11 protein-coding genes, 1 other RNA gene and 3 pseudogenes are annotated in these 15,650 nt (G+C 63.1%); 6 read left to right on the top strand and 9 right to left on the bottom strand.

The window, feature by feature from the left end; translation table 11 throughout:
- Window positions 1-389: 389 nt before the first annotated feature.
- A pseudogene (locus KWO_RS23540) lies at window positions 390-665 on the top strand (PTS sugar transporter subunit IIA); the annotation flags it as partial.
- Here the strand turns inward: KWO_RS23540 and KWO_RS23535 are convergent.
- Window positions 558-818 (bottom strand): annotated as a pseudogene (locus tag KWO_RS23535) (hypothetical protein); the annotation flags it as partial. The pseudogenes KWO_RS23540 and KWO_RS23535 sit on opposite strands and share 108 nt — an antisense overlap.
- On the opposite strand from KWO_RS23535, the gene KWO_RS07115 reads away from it, so the two are divergent.
- The 4 genes from KWO_RS07115 to KWO_RS07095 all read left to right on the top strand — a co-directional run bounded on the left by KWO_RS07115 (window position 799) and on the right by KWO_RS07095 (window position 5,444).
- Complete coding sequence (locus tag KWO_RS07115) at window positions 799-1,068, top strand: HPr family phosphocarrier protein (protein WP_005913389.1); 270 nt, start codon at window positions 799-801, stop codon at window positions 1,066-1,068. The pseudogene KWO_RS23535 and the gene KWO_RS07115 sit on opposite strands and share 20 nt — an antisense overlap.
- Before the next feature lie 58 nt (window positions 1,069-1,126).
- Window positions 1,127-2,857 (top strand): phosphoenolpyruvate--protein phosphotransferase, encoded by a 1,731-nt coding sequence (ptsP, locus tag KWO_RS07110; RefSeq protein WP_010376916.1) that lies wholly within the window; start codon window positions 1,127-1,129, stop codon window positions 2,855-2,857.
- Window positions 2,858-3,140: 283 nt separating this feature from the next.
- Window positions 3,141-4,502 carry a magnesium transporter gene (gene mgtE, locus KWO_RS07100; protein ID WP_010369204.1) on the top strand — a complete coding sequence of 454 codons (1,362 nt, stop codon included), beginning with the start codon at window positions 3,141-3,143 and terminating at the stop codon, window positions 4,500-4,502.
- 204 nt (window positions 4,503-4,706) lie between these two features.
- Complete coding sequence (locus tag KWO_RS07095) at window positions 4,707-5,444, top strand: carboxylesterase family protein (RefSeq protein ID WP_017117393.1); 738 nt, start codon at window positions 4,707-4,709, stop codon at window positions 5,442-5,444.
- A 63-nt stretch (window positions 5,445-5,507) separates the two neighbouring features.
- Here KWO_RS07095 and KWO_RS07090 read toward each other — a convergent pair.
- From KWO_RS07090 to KWO_RS07050, 8 genes and pseudogenes are all read right to left on the bottom strand, one after another.
- A non-coding RNA gene (locus KWO_RS07090) (sX9 sRNA) lies at window positions 5,508-5,584 on the bottom strand.
- Window positions 5,585-5,645: 61 nt separating this feature from the next.
- Complete coding sequence (gene cydB, locus KWO_RS07085) at window positions 5,646-6,662, bottom strand: cytochrome d ubiquinol oxidase subunit II (RefSeq protein ID WP_010376922.1); 1,017 nt, start codon at window positions 6,660-6,662, stop codon at window positions 5,646-5,648.
- Window positions 6,662-8,062: a cytochrome ubiquinol oxidase subunit I gene (locus KWO_RS07080; RefSeq protein ID WP_017113337.1), complete on the bottom strand. Its 1,401-nt coding sequence runs from the start codon at window positions 8,060-8,062 to the stop codon at window positions 6,662-6,664. Before KWO_RS07080 ends, cydB begins: the two co-directional genes overlap by 1 nt.
- Before the next feature lie 341 nt (window positions 8,063-8,403).
- The gene (locus KWO_RS07075; protein WP_010369198.1) at window positions 8,404-8,610 is read right to left on the bottom strand and encodes a membrane dipeptidase; all 207 of its coding nucleotides are present in this window, start codon (window positions 8,608-8,610) and stop codon (window positions 8,404-8,406) included.
- Between the two features lie 92 nt (window positions 8,611-8,702).
- Window positions 8,703-10,091, bottom strand: coding sequence for an amino acid permease (locus KWO_RS07070; RefSeq protein ID WP_017113336.1), 1,389 nt, complete (start codon window positions 10,089-10,091; stop codon window positions 8,703-8,705).
- 207 nt (window positions 10,092-10,298) lie between these two features.
- Window positions 10,299-11,089 (bottom strand): annotated as a pseudogene (locus KWO_RS07065) (pectate lyase family protein); the annotation flags it as partial.
- Between the two features lie 601 nt (window positions 11,090-11,690).
- A complete protein-coding gene (locus KWO_RS07055) occupies window positions 11,691-12,632 on the bottom strand; it encodes a proline iminopeptidase-family hydrolase (protein WP_010377200.1) in 942 nt (313 codons plus the stop codon).
- Between the two features lie 383 nt (window positions 12,633-13,015).
- A complete protein-coding gene (locus KWO_RS07050) occupies window positions 13,016-13,819 on the bottom strand; it encodes a LuxR family transcriptional regulator (RefSeq protein ID WP_010369184.1) in 804 nt (267 codons plus the stop codon).
- Window positions 13,820-13,972: 153 nt separating this feature from the next.
- Between KWO_RS07050 and KWO_RS07045 the strand changes: the two genes are divergently transcribed.
- A complete protein-coding gene (locus KWO_RS07045) occupies window positions 13,973-15,355 on the top strand; it encodes an APC family permease (protein ID WP_010377203.1) in 1,383 nt (460 codons plus the stop codon).
- The last annotated feature ends 295 nt before the right edge of the window (window positions 15,356-15,650 follow it).

The raw sequence follows: 15,650 nt of genomic DNA, 5'->3' as shown, positions 1-15,650 counted from the left end.
CGATTGTTTGCGGATGGCTTGCATCTGCTTGGCGCTGCGAAAAGGCGACAATGCTGCAGATGGCGCCACTAAAACACTTGCTTCCTAAAAGCCGCTTGGGATTTTGGTTTGGCGCGCTAGGCAACGCTGCACGATCAACGCATGGTGATGTCGCAACCAACGCATTGGCGGCGCTCCGCAAGGCATGACCGCCTGCCCTGCCTGACGCTACGCGAATAGCAGCGTTCGCTTGCGGTCTGGGCCGCATTGCTGACGCTGCGCACGTCACGGATCAGTGCCACATGTGCAACGCATAATGGCGGCACGTAGTGGAGCCGCGTCGCTGCAGCAGTCCTAAACGGCTATTCAGTTCGCGACGCATCTGTGCCGGCAAACGCTATCGCGCAGTCATGCTGACCTGTTACCGTTTCGGCATGGCCTGTGGCATTCTCCTCATTACTCATCCCGGCATCGGCGCAGCGTTATTGAACGTGGCGACGGGGCTGTTGCGGCATTTGCCGTTGAAGACCGAAGCATTCGATGTGCCATTCGATGCAGACCTGGACACGTTGCTGCCCCAGGCGTCGTCGGCGATGCGCAGGGTCGACAGCGGCGACGGCGTGCTGGTCATGACCGACCTGTACGGCGCCAGCCCCAGCAATCTCGCCAATCGTCTGGCCAAGCTGGGCACACCGGTTCGCCGGGTGTCTGCACTGAGCCTGCCGATGCTGCTGCGGGTGATGAACTACCCCGAACAAGGATTGCAGGAGCTGCCCGCCACTGCGGCGGCCGGCACTCGCAATGGAGCGATCATCGACGATGCTTGAACGCGAACTCATAGTTTCCAACCGACTCGGACTGCATGCGCGGGCCACCGCCAAGCTGGTGCAGACGTTATCGTCCTATCGCAGCAACGCCACCCTGGCGGCCAAGGGCCGCGAGGTGAATGCCAAGAGCATCATGGGCGTGATGTTGCTGGCAGCCGGCCAAGGCACCAGCGTAGTGGTGCGGCTGGACGGCGAAGACGAAGCCGAGGCCCTGCAGGCGTTGGTGGACCTGTTCGAACGTCGCTTCGACGAGGACAGCTGAGCATGCGCGGCGTCGGTGCCGTTGCGGCCGACACGGCGCCGCTGCGCCAGGCAGACGCATGAGCCTGCGCTTACGCGGACATGGCGCTGCGCGCGGCAATGCACTGGGTCGCGCGCGCGTGCGCCAGAGCCACACACTGGAGGTGGCCGAACAACGCGTGCCCGCCAATCAGGTAGACACGCAACTGCAGCGCCTGCATGCAGCGATCGAATCAGCGCGCGGCGAAATGCAGCAGTTACGCGATCGCCTGCACGGCGCACTGGCGCGCGAGGTCGGCGAATTTCTCGAGCTGCATGCCTTGCTGCTCGACGACCCGGAGCTGCTGCAAGGCCTGGATGAGCTGATCCGCACCCACCGTTACAGCGCCGACTACGCCTTGCGCGTGCAGCGCGACCGGCTGGCGGCAGTGTTCGACGGGATGGAGGATGCGTACCTCAAGAGCCGCATGGACGATCTGGATCACGTGATCGGTCGCATCCATGCATTTCTGCACAAGCGCGCGCCCGATTTGAAGGGCGTGGCCGGCGAGATCCTGGTGTGCGACAACGTCGCCCCGTCCGAGCTGGCGCAGCTGCAGGCACAAGGCGTGGTCGGCATCGTCACCACCGCCGGCAGTGCGCTGTCGCATAGCGCGATCCTCGCGCGCAGCCTGCACCTGCCATTGGTGGTGGGTGTGAGCGACGCGGTGCAGCGCATCGAAGATGGCGATGTGCTGATCGTCGATGCCGGCTCCGGCCAGGTGATCGTCGATCCCAAGCCCGAGCATCTGCGCGACTACCGCGAACGCCTGCGTGCGCTGGCCAAAGAACAGCGCGAGCTGGGGCGGTTGCGCTCCAAACCCACGCGCACGCGCGACAACGTCGATATCACGCTCCTGGCCAACGCCGAATCGCTGGAAGACGTGGCAAAAGCGCATGCGCTGGGTGCCAGCGGGCTGGGTTTGTATCGCACCGAATTTCTGTTCCTGCAGCGCAACGAACTGCCGGACGAAGACGAACAATTCCAGACCTATCGCGACACCGTGCTGGGCATGAGCGGCCGCCCGGTCACCATCCGCACGCTGGACCTGGGCGCCGACAAGGCCGACCGCACCGGCTTGACGCTCAGCGATGAAGACAATCCGGCGCTGGGCCTGCGCGGCGTGCGCCTATCATTGGCGCGGCCGGCGGTGGCACAGACGCAGTTGCGCGCGATCCTGCGTGCGTCCGGCTACGGGCCGGTGCGCATCCTGGTGCCGATGGTCAGCAGCCGCGAAGAAATCCTGCTGCTGCGCAAGCAGTTGAAGAAGCTCACCGCGCAGCTGCGCGAAGAAGGCCACGAGATCGCCGAGCACATTCCGCTGGGTGCAATGATCGAAGTGCCGGCCGCCGCATTGGCGCTGGATTGCTTCATCGACGATATCGATTTCCTGTCGATCGGCACCAACGATCTGGTGCAGTACCTTCTGGCAGTGGATCGCAACAACGAGGCACTGGGCGAGCTGTATTCGCCATTGCATCCGGCGGTACTGCGCTTGATCGCGCAGGTGCTTGCCACCGGGCGCAGCTACGGCAAGCCGGTGGCGGTGTGCGGCGAGATCGCTGGCGACCCACGCTTCGTGCCGATGCTGCTGGCATTGGGGCTCACCGAGTTGAGCCTGCATCCGGCGACCTTGCTGGAAGTGCGCCGCGCGGTGCGCGATACACATCTGGGCGAGTTGCGCGTGCATGGCGAAAAATTGCTGCGCGCCCGTGATCGCAAGGGCATCGAAAAATGGTTGGCGGGCCATACCCAAGCGCTCCTGCGGTAACTGCTGCACGCGGCGCGCACCTGGTCGCCAGCGTGGCGGATGCTTACAGCCTGCGCATTCGTCCTCGACAAGCGCTTCGAAAACGCCGCCTACGTAGCCCGTCGCGCACCGTTGCCTACACGTTTCAGCAGCCCTCGCCGTCTGGATGCGGCCATCGCGCACGCACTGCACAAACGCGCTGCAGCCACACTGTATGTTTCGTCACCTTGCGCAAGCGATAATCTCGCGCTGACCCAGCACCGCGTCTTCCACTGACGACACGTCCACTCTTCCGGGGAGCCGCATGGCCGAAGCCGTCCGCCACGACAGAACCGCGCGCCAGCTACGCTTGCTGTCCGACGCGCTGGATAGCGGACGTCTGGGGCCGGTGCGCCGGTTGGTCAACACGCTGGCGCCAGCGGAGATTGGCAACCTGCTTGAATCGCTGCCACCGGGCAAGCGCGAAGTGGTATGGGGCCTGGTCGATCCAGAAGACGACGGCGAAGTGCTGCTGCACGTCGGCGACGAAGTGCGCGAGAGCCTGCTGGCCGACATGGACACCGACGAGATCGTGGCTGCGGTCGAAGACCTGGACATCGACGATCTGGCCAACCTGGTCGAAGACCTGCCCGACACCGTCATCGATGAGGTGCTCAAGTCGATGGACCGCGAAAACCGCGAGCGGCTCGAGCAGGTACTGTCGTATCCGGAAGACACCGCCGGGCGTCTGATGAACCCGGACGTGGTCACTGTGCGCGCCGACGTCAACGTGGATGTGGTGCTGCGCTATCTGCGCCTGCGTGGCGAGCTGCCCGACCACACCGATCACCTGTATGTGGTGAGCCGGCGCCATCAATACCTGGGCCGGGTGCCGCTGGCTGCGCTGGTCACCCACGAAGACAGCACCCCGGTCAACCGGCTGATCGACGACGAGCAGCCGGCGATCGATGTCGGCGACGGGTCCGACGAAGTGGCGCGGCGCTTCTCCGACCACGACTGGATCTCCGCGCCGGTGGTGGACGACAACAACATCCTGCTCGGTCGCATCACCATCGACGACGTGGTCGACATCATTCGCGAGCAGGCCGAACACCAGGCTATGAGCGCGGCCGGTCTGGACGAAGACGAAGACATGTTCAGCCCGGCCCGGCGCGCGTTCCGGCGCCGCCTGATCTGGCTGAGCATCAATCTGTGCACCGCATTTCTGGCGTCCAGCGTGGTCAGCCGGTTCGAGGGCACCATCGAAAAACTGGTGGCGCTGGCGGCGCTGATGCCGATCGTGGCCGGCATGGGCGGCAACGCCGGCACCCAGGTATTGGCACTGATGGTGCGTGGCCTGGCGCTAGGCCAGATCGGTTCGTCCAACGTGATGACCTTGCTCAAAAAAGAGCTCACCGTCGCGCTGATCAACGGGCTGTGCCTGGGCATAGGGCTTGGCCTGATCGTGCTGGCCTGGTTCCAGCAGCCGATGCTGTCGCTGGTGATCGGCACCGCGTTGACGGTGAACATGCTCACTGCCGCCTTCGGCGGAGTGCTGGTGCCAGTGACCTTGAAACGCTTGGGCTTCGATCCGGCATTGGCCGGTGGTGTGATCCTGACCACCCTGACCGATGTAATGGGCTTTCTGAGCTTTCTCGGCCTGGCCACACTGGTACTGCTGCCTTGACCTGCGGCGGTTGCGGTGAGCGTACGTGCAGTGCATGCGATGACGACAAGCAGATGAATATTTAACCGGAATCGCCGCAGCGCGATATGCCAGAGACCTTGCATGCGGTAATACTGCAACCACGTGATTGGTCGGGAGAGCTGCGTGATCCGTCGTTGTCTTGTTGTCATTGCCTTTGCGCTCCTGCTGGCCGGCTGCTCCAGCATGGCTGAGCGACACCACGACGAACGCCGCGGCCATTTCGTCACCCGCACGCTGAGGCTGGAAGGGCGCCTGTACCGCTATCAAGTGTTCGTGCCGGCGTCCAAGGTGGCGCAGCCACGGCCCATCGTGCTGTTCCTGCACGGCTCGGGCGAGCGCGGCGATAACGGACGCGACCAGGCCGAAGTCGGCGTGGGCCCTTACTTAAGCGAACACACCGCCGACTTCCCCGCGCTGGTGGTGCTGCCGCAGGTGCCCGAAGACGAAGAATGGATGGGCATCAATGCGCGCATGGCCATCGCTGCGCTGGATGCGGCCAGCGCCGAATTCAGTGCCGACCCGCAGCGCACCTACCTCACCGGCATTTCGATGGGCGGCTATGGCGCCTGGGAAATCGGGCTGATGCAGCCGCAGCGGTTTGCGGCAATCGTGCCGATCTGCGGCGCGCTCAAGGCACCGCGCGATGAGCGCCGCACCTTGTACGTGAGCCTGGTGGCGAAGGAAGCGGACCCGTACACCGCGGCAGTGACGCAACTCAAGCACGTGCCAATCTGGATGTTCCATGGCGCCAAGGACGATTCCGTACCGCCGCACGACGACCGTGCGCTGTACCGCGCCGCAAAGGGCGTCGGCGCCAATGTGCGTTACAGCGAATACCCGGAAAGCAACCATAACGCCTGGGACGCGACTTACGCAGACCCGGCGATGTGGGAATGGATGTTCAAGCAGCGCCTGCGCTGACGCGGTGCACGGGCGCGGCGCGCGCGAGAGAGATGGCGTGACACCGCCAGCGCGGCTTAGAGCGACTAACAAAAAACGTAACGAGCGGTCGCCAAGCGGGTGTAGACGGCGCGGAGGAACCGCAGGTCCGAGTGGCACATGCCGATTCCGGGCACCGGCCGTGCACGCCTGACGGCTGCGCAGGCGTTTTGTTAGCCGCTCTCAGTGGTGATAGCCATTGTCTGCGGTGACCTTGCCGCGGAACACGCGGTACGACCACACCGTGTAGCCCAGGATCAGCGGCAGCAACATGACCAAACCGACCATCGCGAACAACTGCGAAGACGGCGGCGCGGCGGCCTGCCAGATGCTGTAAACCGGCGGCACCAGATACGGCCACATGCCCAGCACCAGCCCCAGGAAGCCCAGCACAAACAGACCCATTGCCAACAGAAATGGCAACGCATCCGAGCGCCCCGCATCGGTCGCACGCCACAGCGCGAACCCCACGATGGCGACCAACAGCGGCACCGGCATCAGCCACAGGTAATGCGCGCCACTGAACCAGCGCCCCATCACGTGCGATTGCAGCGATGGCAACCAGGCGCTGACCAGGCCGATGAAGATCAACACGCTGATGGTCAACGGCCGGCTCAACTGCCGCGCCAGCTCCTGCACATGGCCTTCGGTCTTAAGAATCAACCAGGTGCTGCCGAGCAGTGCATAGCCGAACACCAGGGCGGCGCCGGTGAGCATCGCGAACGGGCTGAACCAGCCCCAGATGCCGCCGACATAGCGGTCGTTCTCGATCGGCAAGCCCTGCACCAATGCACCCAGGATCACGCCCTGCGCGAAGGTGGCCAGGATCGAACCGGCGGCAAACGCATTACTCCACAAGCGCCGCGAGCGATGCGCCTTGAAGCGGAATTCGAACGCCACACCGCGGAACGCCAAGGCCATCACCATCAACAGCACCGGCAGATACAGCGCCGACAGGATCACCGCATACGCCTTGGGAAAGGCAGCCAGCAGCCCTGCCCCGCCCAGCACCAGCCAGGTTTCGTTGCCGTCCCAGATCGGCGCGGCGGTGTTCATCATCAGATCCAGCTGCGCTTCGTCCTTGCGGAACGGCGCCAGCATGCCGATGCCGAGCACGAAGCCGTCCAGCACTACGTACATCAGCACCCCAAAGCCGATCACTGCAAACCACGCCACCGGCAGTACCGTCGTCATGTCCATCATGCGGCTCCGTCAATCGATGCATCGGCCGCCGAGAGCGGACGTGCCGGCGTGTGTTCGCCGTGGTCCAGATGCGGCGCGTCAGCATGCGGGGGCGGCCCTTGCTTGCCGATCTTGACCAAGTACCAGATGCCCCAACCGAACACGAACGCGTAACCGGCCACATACACCGCCAGCGAGATGGCGGTCATCAGCGCAGACTGCGGCCCCACGGCATCGGCGGTGCGCAACAAGCCGTAAACCACATAGGGCTGCCGGCCGATCTCGGTGACGAACCAGCCAGAAATCAGCGCGATGAAGCCGCTTGGCAACATCCAGCGCCAGGTCGCCAGCAACCAGCGCCACTGCACCAGCTTGCCGCGCCACAACGCGAACGCAGACACCCAGGCCACCAGCAGCATCAACGAGCCGATGCCCACCATGATGCGGAAGGCGAAGAACACCGGCGTCACTGGCGGACGCTCGCTTGCCGGCACCGAAGTCAACGGCGCGATGCTGCCGTCCAGGTGGTGGGTCAGGATCAGGCTGCCCAGGCGCGGAATCGCCAGCTCGTAATCATTGCGCTCGGCCTGCGCGTTGGGCAACGCGAACACCACCAGCGGAAACCCCTCGCCCGGCTTTTCGGCATGCCAGTGCGCTTCCATCGCGGCGATCTTCATCGGCTGATGCTTGAGGGTGTTCAAGCCATGCATGTCGCCGACAAAGATCTGCAGAGGCACGGTGATCGCGGCAAACACCACTGCCAGCTTGAGCATGCACAGCCCTGCTTCTCGATGCACACCGCGGTGCAGATACCACGCGCCCACTGCACCGACCACGAAACACGTCGTGATAAACGAGCCCAGCGCCATGTGCGCAAGCCGGTACGGGAACGAGGGGTTGAAGATGATCTTCAACCAGTTGACCGGATGTACGATGCCGCCGATCACATCAAAGCCGGCCGGCGTCTGCAACCAGCTATTGGACGAGAGAATCCAGAACGTGGAGAACAGCGTGCCCAGCGCCACCATACAGGTGGCAAAGAAGTGCAGACGCTCGGAAATGCGCCCCCAGCCGAACATCATCACGCCCAGGAAACTGGCTTCCAGAAAGAACGCGGTGAGCACTTCATAGCTCAGCAGCGGCCCGATCACGCCACCGGCAATCCGGCTTAATTCCGGCCAATTGGCACCGAACTGGAAGGCCATCACGATGCCGCTGACCACACCCATGCCGAACGACACCGCGAAGATCTTCTGCCAGAAGAAATACAGCTCGCGCCAGACCGGCAGACGCGTGCGCAGCCAACGCCACTCCAGAAACGCCAGCAGACTGGAAAGCCCGATGGTAAATGCCGGAAACAGCACGTGGAACGCGATGACGAACCCGAACTGGATCCTCGATAACAGCAGTGCGTCCATGGAGAACCCTCCAGGAAAAAGTGATCGTCGGCGAGCAAGCTGCAGATCGATCGCCGGGTTGCACTGCATTGGACGATCGCGAGCAAGCTGCTGCGTTACGTCATCATGATAGGGACGGTCGGGCCCGTTCCCGATGCGACACGGCGTCGCATCTGCGACACTTTGCCGCTCTTGTCAAAGCAATGCGCCGCGATACCCTTCCCGTAATGCAGTAGGCCTTGCGCTGCAGACGGTGAAGGAAAACGTAGCCGCTGCGGCGTACTGGACTCTGATAATCACGCGCCGGCGCACGATAGGAAGACCCACCACGCCATCCCTTGCAGAGGCAGGTCACCGCAACGCTACGGCCGCACCCGCTCCCAGGCCCGCAGAAAATTGCCGCCATACACATCAATGATGCGTTGCGTGGGCCAGCCGGCATCCATCATCGCCTGCGTGAGCTTGGGCAGATCTGCACCGCTGCGCATCCCGGTCGGCAAGCTGGAAATGCCGCCATCGAAATCGCTGCCGAAACTCAGGTGTTTCCACGGATCTTCGACGATCCCCATGGCGGCAATCTGCCGGGCGAAAGCTCCGTAATAGCCAACAACGCATGCGAGGTCGGCATCCGCGCCCGCGCACTGACACGGCCACCGACTCTTTACATCCGCGCACGGAAGCGTCGCGCAACTTCGCTCACCACGGCGATGACTGCGGTCAGCGCGACCATCGACAGGAACTGCGCACGCGTGTCGGCCGAATAGGCCAATAACCCGAAGATTACCGCCAGGATCGCCAGCGCCAGCACTGTCAGAAACGGATAGCCGCGCATGCGGAACGGCAAGGCGATGCCGGCGCGGTCGGCACGGGCGCGCAAGATCAATTGCGACACCAGCGAGATGGTCCACACCAGCAGGCAGGTAGCGCCGACGATGTTGAGTAGCATCGGCAACACCTTGTTCGGATACAGCAACTCCAGCGCGGCAGCAGCGAAGCCGAACAACACACTGGCGACCACCGCTACCAGCGGCACCTGCTCGCCGCTGGTCTTGGCCAGCACCCGCGGCGCTTCGCCGCGCTGTGCCAGCGAGAAGATCATCCGCGAGGCGCCATACAGATTGGCGTTGAGCGCCGACAGCAGTGCAACCACCGCCACCAGGGTGATCGCCGTGGCGGCACCGGGAATGCGTGCCACTTCCAGCACGGCAGCGAACGGCGAGCTGAGCGCAGTGCTGGTCCACGGCACGACTGCGACGATCACACTGATCGAACCGATATAGAACACCAGGATGCGCCAGGCCACAGTGCGGATGGTGCGCGCCAGGCTACGCCCGGGGTCGGCGGTTTCCGCGGCGGCCACCGCCACGATCTCGGTGCCGCCGAAAGCGAACACCACCACCAGCAACGCCGAGCCGATACCGGCCAGCCCCTTCGGCGCAAAGCCGCCGTTCTGGGTGAAATTGGACAAACCGGGCGACGTGACTCCAGGCAACCAACCGGCCAACAGGGCCACGCCGAACAGCAGGAACACCACGATCGCCAGCACCTTGAGAATGGCGAACCAGAATTCGAACTCGCCGAAGTTACGCACACCCAACAGGTTGATCGCAGTGAACGTGGCCATGAACAGCACCGCCAGCAGCGGCGCCGGCAAGGCCGGCCAGACCGTCGCCAGCAGCCCCGCCGCGCCGACTGCTTCGGCCGCGATCACCACCACGATCTGCAGCCACCACAGCCAGCCCACCGTCGCCCCGGCGGTCGGACCCATCGCGTCGGCCGCGTACACCGAGAACGCGCCGCTGGCCGGCTTGGCGGCCGCCATTTCGCCTAGCGCGTTCATCACGATGATCACCAAACCACCGGCGATCAGGTAGGACACCAGCGCGGCCGGCCCGGCCGCATGGATGCCCACGCCCGAACCCAGAAACAGCCCGGCGCCGATCGCCGTGCCCAGGCCCATCATCATCAATTGCCGCGGCTTCAGCGCATGGCGCAGTGCAGGCGCGGCGGACGCAGCGGTCTCAGCAACGGGGTCGGTCGGAAGCGGCATGGACAGGCTTGAATAAATGGAATCGCGACACGATACCGCGTCGCGGCGCCTGCCGCGCCTCTTGACGCCAGCCCGGGGAAGGAGTGGCTAGGCCCGACATTCGTGCCTTGCCCTCGGGCGTGCGGCAAGCAGCGCACGGCGACTTGCCGGCACGCGCTGCCGCCTGCCTGCCGACGCAGCGCCAGCGAGCAACCTGCCGTCATCGAGCTATGGAGTCAACACATCCCCGGACAGGCCGGGGATGTGTGTTGATGCGGCTACGCGCTGCCGATCACTCGGCCAGATCTTCCCCGCACCCGCGGTGGCAATCACCTTGGCCTTGACCTGCGCCGCCGGGGTGACGGTGTACATGGAGCCCAGCGGCTCCGGGAACACCTTGGAGCTCACCCAGTTGGTGGCATTGACGTAGGGCTTGCTGCCGTCCGGCGTGGTCCAGGTGATGCCGCTGCCGATGTAGTTGTTGATCAGGTCCCAATAGCCGATCTCGCTACTGTCGCGCGAGTTCACCGGGTTCTTGATGTTCTCGAAGTAGTTCGACTCAATCTTCGCCACGCCGCCCATGCGCACGTTGATGCCGGAGATGAACACATTATTGAAGTAGTTGTTGTAGATGTGGCTCAGGCCGCGACGCTGCGATGGGAAGCGCGATTCCACATTCTCGAAGCGATTGTGATGATAGGTGGTGCCTGCAGCCAAGTTCTTGGTGTCGCTGTCGCTATAGCCGTTGAACGCGACTTTTTGATAGTTATAGACGTAGTTATAGGAGACGGTGACGTGGTGCACGCCCTTTTTTTCATATCAATGCCGCCGTCGAAGGAGGCATCGCCGGCACCGGAGCACTTGGTGAGCGAAGCAGAGATGGTGTTGTGATCGACCCAGATCTTGGATGGCTCGCCACTGGAGTTGCCCTCCAGCGAAATTGAATCGGCATCTTCGCCGCCTTGCAGCAAACCGATGGTCATATTCTGGATGATCACGTTGTGCGCATCGCCGACCACACGCATGCGTGTATGTGCATGTGCATGCAGACGTCGAGGCTGCATGTGGTTTTAAGCACGCACCTGGCTATAGATCAATCGCACTTACGTCTGTGATGGTCCGTGTGCTGATTGCATGCAGGCTCGCCCCGCATCTGTGCCTGCGGGACGACTGCAGCTGGCACAACAAGCTCTGCAGGTACGCAATGCACCATGTGCATGTACATCGCCAGAGGCGTGCGTACGCGTGGTATCCAGCGGTTGCTGCAGCGTCGCTTGCAGCCCTTCCGCAGTGCATCAGAGCGCTCATGCGTTGGGCTGTCTCACGCCCAAGCTCACTCCCACACTGCGGAAGTGCGTTGCGGCGCTCGCGCAAAGTGCACGGCCGGCAGCTTGACGATGGCTCGCGCCAATGCTCGAAACGAGATCGACAGAACACCGGCCATAACGCGTGCAGCGCCATGTCTGCACCGCCAGAAATGCGTGGGCACTGAACTTCGCTAAATGCCTCTATCGGACGCGCGGAGCGATGATGCCCGCCCAAGGCGGCATCAACGCTGCAGGCACGGACGTGTAAGCCGTATTCGGCCCGCCGGCTCTAACCACACCCACACCAGGCCACTCAAACAGCGCGATTGGCCAACGCCGACGAACGCAGCATCTGCCCACCGGGCCAGGGCGTCTGATCGTCCAGGAAATTGCCGACCATTTGCATGCATGCCGCGCGTTCTTCCACGTGCGGCATATGGCTGGAGTTGGCGAACACATGCCAGCGCGCATCCGGAATCAACCGCGCATACGGCTCGACGGTTTCCGGCGTGGCTTCGTCGTACTTGCCAGAGAGCACCAGCGTGGGCGTGGTGATGCGGTGCAGGCGCTCGATGATGCTCCAGTTGCGCAAGCTGCCCACCACGTGGAATTCGGTCGGGCCATTCATGGCGTGATACACGGTCGGGTCGGCATCGATGGCGGCAAAGGTACGTCCCACTTCGGGAGGCCACGGCAGCACGCGACACACGTGCTTTGCATAGAACACCTGGCTGGCGGCGCGATAGGCCGGATGGTCCAACGTACCGGCGGCTTCGTGCTCATCCAGCGCAGCCTGGATGTCGTTGGGCAAACGCGCGCGCAGGCGTAACGCAGCAGCCCGCCACAAGCCCATCGACGCGGGCGAATTGGCGATCACCAGCGCACGTAGGCCGGCTGGACGGCGCACCGCGTGTTCGGCGGCCAGCATCCCGCCCCAGGACTGGCCCAGCAATGCGTACTGCGACAGCCCCAGATGCGCGATCAGCGTCTGCAGTTCATCCAGAAATAGCCCCACTGTCCAGAAGCCTGGGTCGGCATTGGGCAGATGGGTGGAATTGCCGTTGCCGAGCTGGTCGTAGTGGATCACCGCACGGCCGCTGGCCGCCAGGTCCTTGAAGCTGTCTACGTAGTCGTGGGTGCATCCGGGGCCACCGTGCAACACCAGGAGCGGGCAGGCATCCGCACGCAAATCGCCGGTAATGCGGTACCAGGTGCGGTAGCCGCGGAATTCGACGTAACCTTCGGTGCACTGCATGACCTGCGCCTGCCTACGGCAATGATGTGCCCCGAGCTTAGCGAACAGGCCCACTGGCGTTAACTGACAAATCTCACAGGTTTGAGTGCGCCCGGATGCGCGGTTGGCCCTGGCGGATAGCCGGTTCCACCAGACGTGTTGCGTCGTTGAATTCCGCGCGATACCGCACGATTCAACTTCGCTTTTCGATCGAAATGTCCGCTACGCATCAGTGTGGCTGTCGCGCGCGCAAGCTCGCTCAATTCGAAGCGCCTCAGAAAACGTAACGAGCGCTTGCCAGTGGATGTGGATGGCGCACGAGGAAGATGTTGTACGCGGTATCAGCAGGTTCCCAGCACCCGCTGCGCCCGCGTGGCGGCCGCGCAGGTGTCCATCAGCCGCGGTTATGGCTCCAGCAACCGATAGTGCATACCCCGCACCACCGCTTCCACGCGGTTACGTGCACCCAGTTTGCGGGCAGCCGAATTCAGATGCAGATTCACCGTGGCGGTTGAACGGTTGAGGGCCGCGGCAATATTTTTGGAGGTCAGGCCTTTGGCCGAATACTGCAGACACTCGCGCTCGCGACGGGTCAGCGCGATGTGATGGCAGCGACGTTCCTGCGGGTCCAGCAATTCCTGCGCACGCGCCTGGAAGGCGTGTGCCAGCAGCAAGAAAGGCAATAGCTGCGCTTCGGCCAAATGCGGCGCTTCTGCATCCACGGTGTCGATCGCGCCGCTGAAGGTGGCGAATGCGCCACCGGGCAGATGCAGCGGCACCGTGGCGCCGGTCCCCATGCCGCTATCGCATAGATAACGCGTCACTTGCCAGTGCTGGCCACCCACATATTCCACACCGGCGCAGTTGCCGTCGGTGTGGTATGACCACACGAACGGCGTGGTGCGTCGCGTTGCACGCTGCTGAACAGGGTCATGTTGGTAGTACCCATGCGCGCACCAGACATGCTGCATATCGCCCGGCGCATTGCGCTGCATGAACACCGTTGGCGTGATCAGCGCCCCCTCGATACTCAAGGGCACCGGTGCGTAGTCGTACACCAGCGATTGGAAACCGAGCGCAGAGACATCGCGAAACACCCGATCCAGGCATCTATTGAGCGTCTGCAGCGCCTGCAGATCGCGACTAAGGCTGGCTAGAATTTCGAACGTGGCGAATCCTCGGTACCGGTGGTTGCCAACGGGTGACATACAGCATGGAAAACCTAGCACTTTTGCCAATGGATGGGCTTGCCGGCCACATTATCGTCACAATTCCGGTCACATGGCTGCAGCGCAGAACGGGCGTTCAGGTCCTTGAAGCGTTTGCGCTGCGCGCCGGCATCCCTTTCAACGGACACCTGCATGATCGACACACCACGCCGCGACGCTGCGGCCACGCTGGAACGCTTTGGCTACGCACAAGAGCTCAAGCGGCAGCTCACGCTCAAGGATCTGCTGATCTACGGGCTGGTGTCCATGGTGCCGACGGCACCGTTTTCGATCTTTGGCGGCGTCTTCGACATCAGCGCCGGAATGGTGCCGCTGACCTACCTGGTCGGCTTCGTGGCGATGCTGTTCACTGCGCTGAGCTACCAACAGATGTCGCGGGCATTCCCCGTGGCTGGCTCGGTGTATGCCTACGTCGGGCGTGGGCTGAGCAGCGGCATGGGCTTTCTGGCGGGGTGGGCGATTCTGCTCGACTATCTGCTGGTGCCGACCCTGCTGTATGTGGTCGGCGCCAATGCGATGCATAACGTGTTGCCGGCGGTGCCGCAGCCGGCGTGGATTGCATTCTTCGTAGTGCTCAACACGGTGGTGAACCTACGCGGCATCGAAACCACCGCACGTGCCAATCGCTTTTTTCTGCTTGCACAGTTGATTGTATTGGCGGTGTTCGTAGTGCTGGCGACATTGGCGATCCAGCGCGGCGTCAATGGCGCGCACTGGAGCTGGCGCCCGCTCTACGACCGGCAGGCATTTTCCCCGCAGTTGATCTTCAGCGCGTTGTCGGTGGCGGTGGTGTCGTTCCTCGGCTTCGATGCGATCTCCACCTTGTCGGAGGAAGCGCGTGGCGGCAACCGTGTCGTGGGGCGCGCCACCTTGTTGGCATTGCTGATCGTCGCAGGTCTATTCGTTTTGCAAACGTGGCTGGCGGCACTGCTACAGCCCACCCTGCAGCGTTACCCCAGCGCGCAGGCATCCAACGATGCATTCTTCGAGATCGGGCGATTGATCGCCGGACCATGGCTGCAGATCGTCATTGCGCTCACGGTGGCGATCAGCGCGGCAATCGCCAATTCGCTGGTGGCACAAGCGGCCACATCGCGCTTGTTATTCGCCATGGCGCGCGACCGGCAGTTGCCGGCATTTCTGCGTTACATCCACCCGCGTACCGGCGTGCCGCAGCGTGCGATCTTGCTGGTGGCAGGTCTAAGCATCGTGCTAGGCGAACTCTTCGTCGGCCAGATCGCGCTGCTGTCGTCGCTGTGCAACGTCGGTGCACTCACCGCCTTTGTATTGCTGCATATCGCGGTGCTATGGCACTTCCGCGGCCAGGGTCGACGCGTGTTGCATGGTGTGTTGCCGTTGATCGGTATCGTCATACTGGCCTATGTATTGATCAATGCCGACATGCACGCGCAACTGGGTGGCACTGCGTGGATGGTTGTGGGGCTGACGGTACTGGCGTTTCTGAAACGCAGCGGACGTTCTACCGAATTTCGCGCCAGCGACGCGCTGGAATAGCCGCGACAACAGCGCTGGCTGCTGCACCGCCATGCCGCGGTTGGCCCTATGCTGCGAGCCATCGCAATTGCGTAGTAGTGGCCTGCAAGCGTAACCAGATGCTGTAACGCGACGCTGCAGGACACGATCAATGCGGCGTAACGCATCGCGCATGCACACGGCAGAGGGCGCTACGTACATGCTGCAACGTTACTGTGCACACGGCGGCATGCATCGCTGCGGCCGTCTCTACCAGAGTGCACATGCGATACAGGCTGACCGCACTCAAGACGCAACACATCGATGTCTGAATATT

The organism is Xanthomonas vasicola pv. musacearum NCPPB 4379, from assembly GCF_000277895.2.
In the GTDB taxonomy this organism is placed as follows: Bacteria; Pseudomonadota; Gammaproteobacteria; order Xanthomonadales; family Xanthomonadaceae; genus Xanthomonas; species Xanthomonas vasicola.
This window is presented reverse-complemented; position numbering and strand designations above follow the sequence as displayed.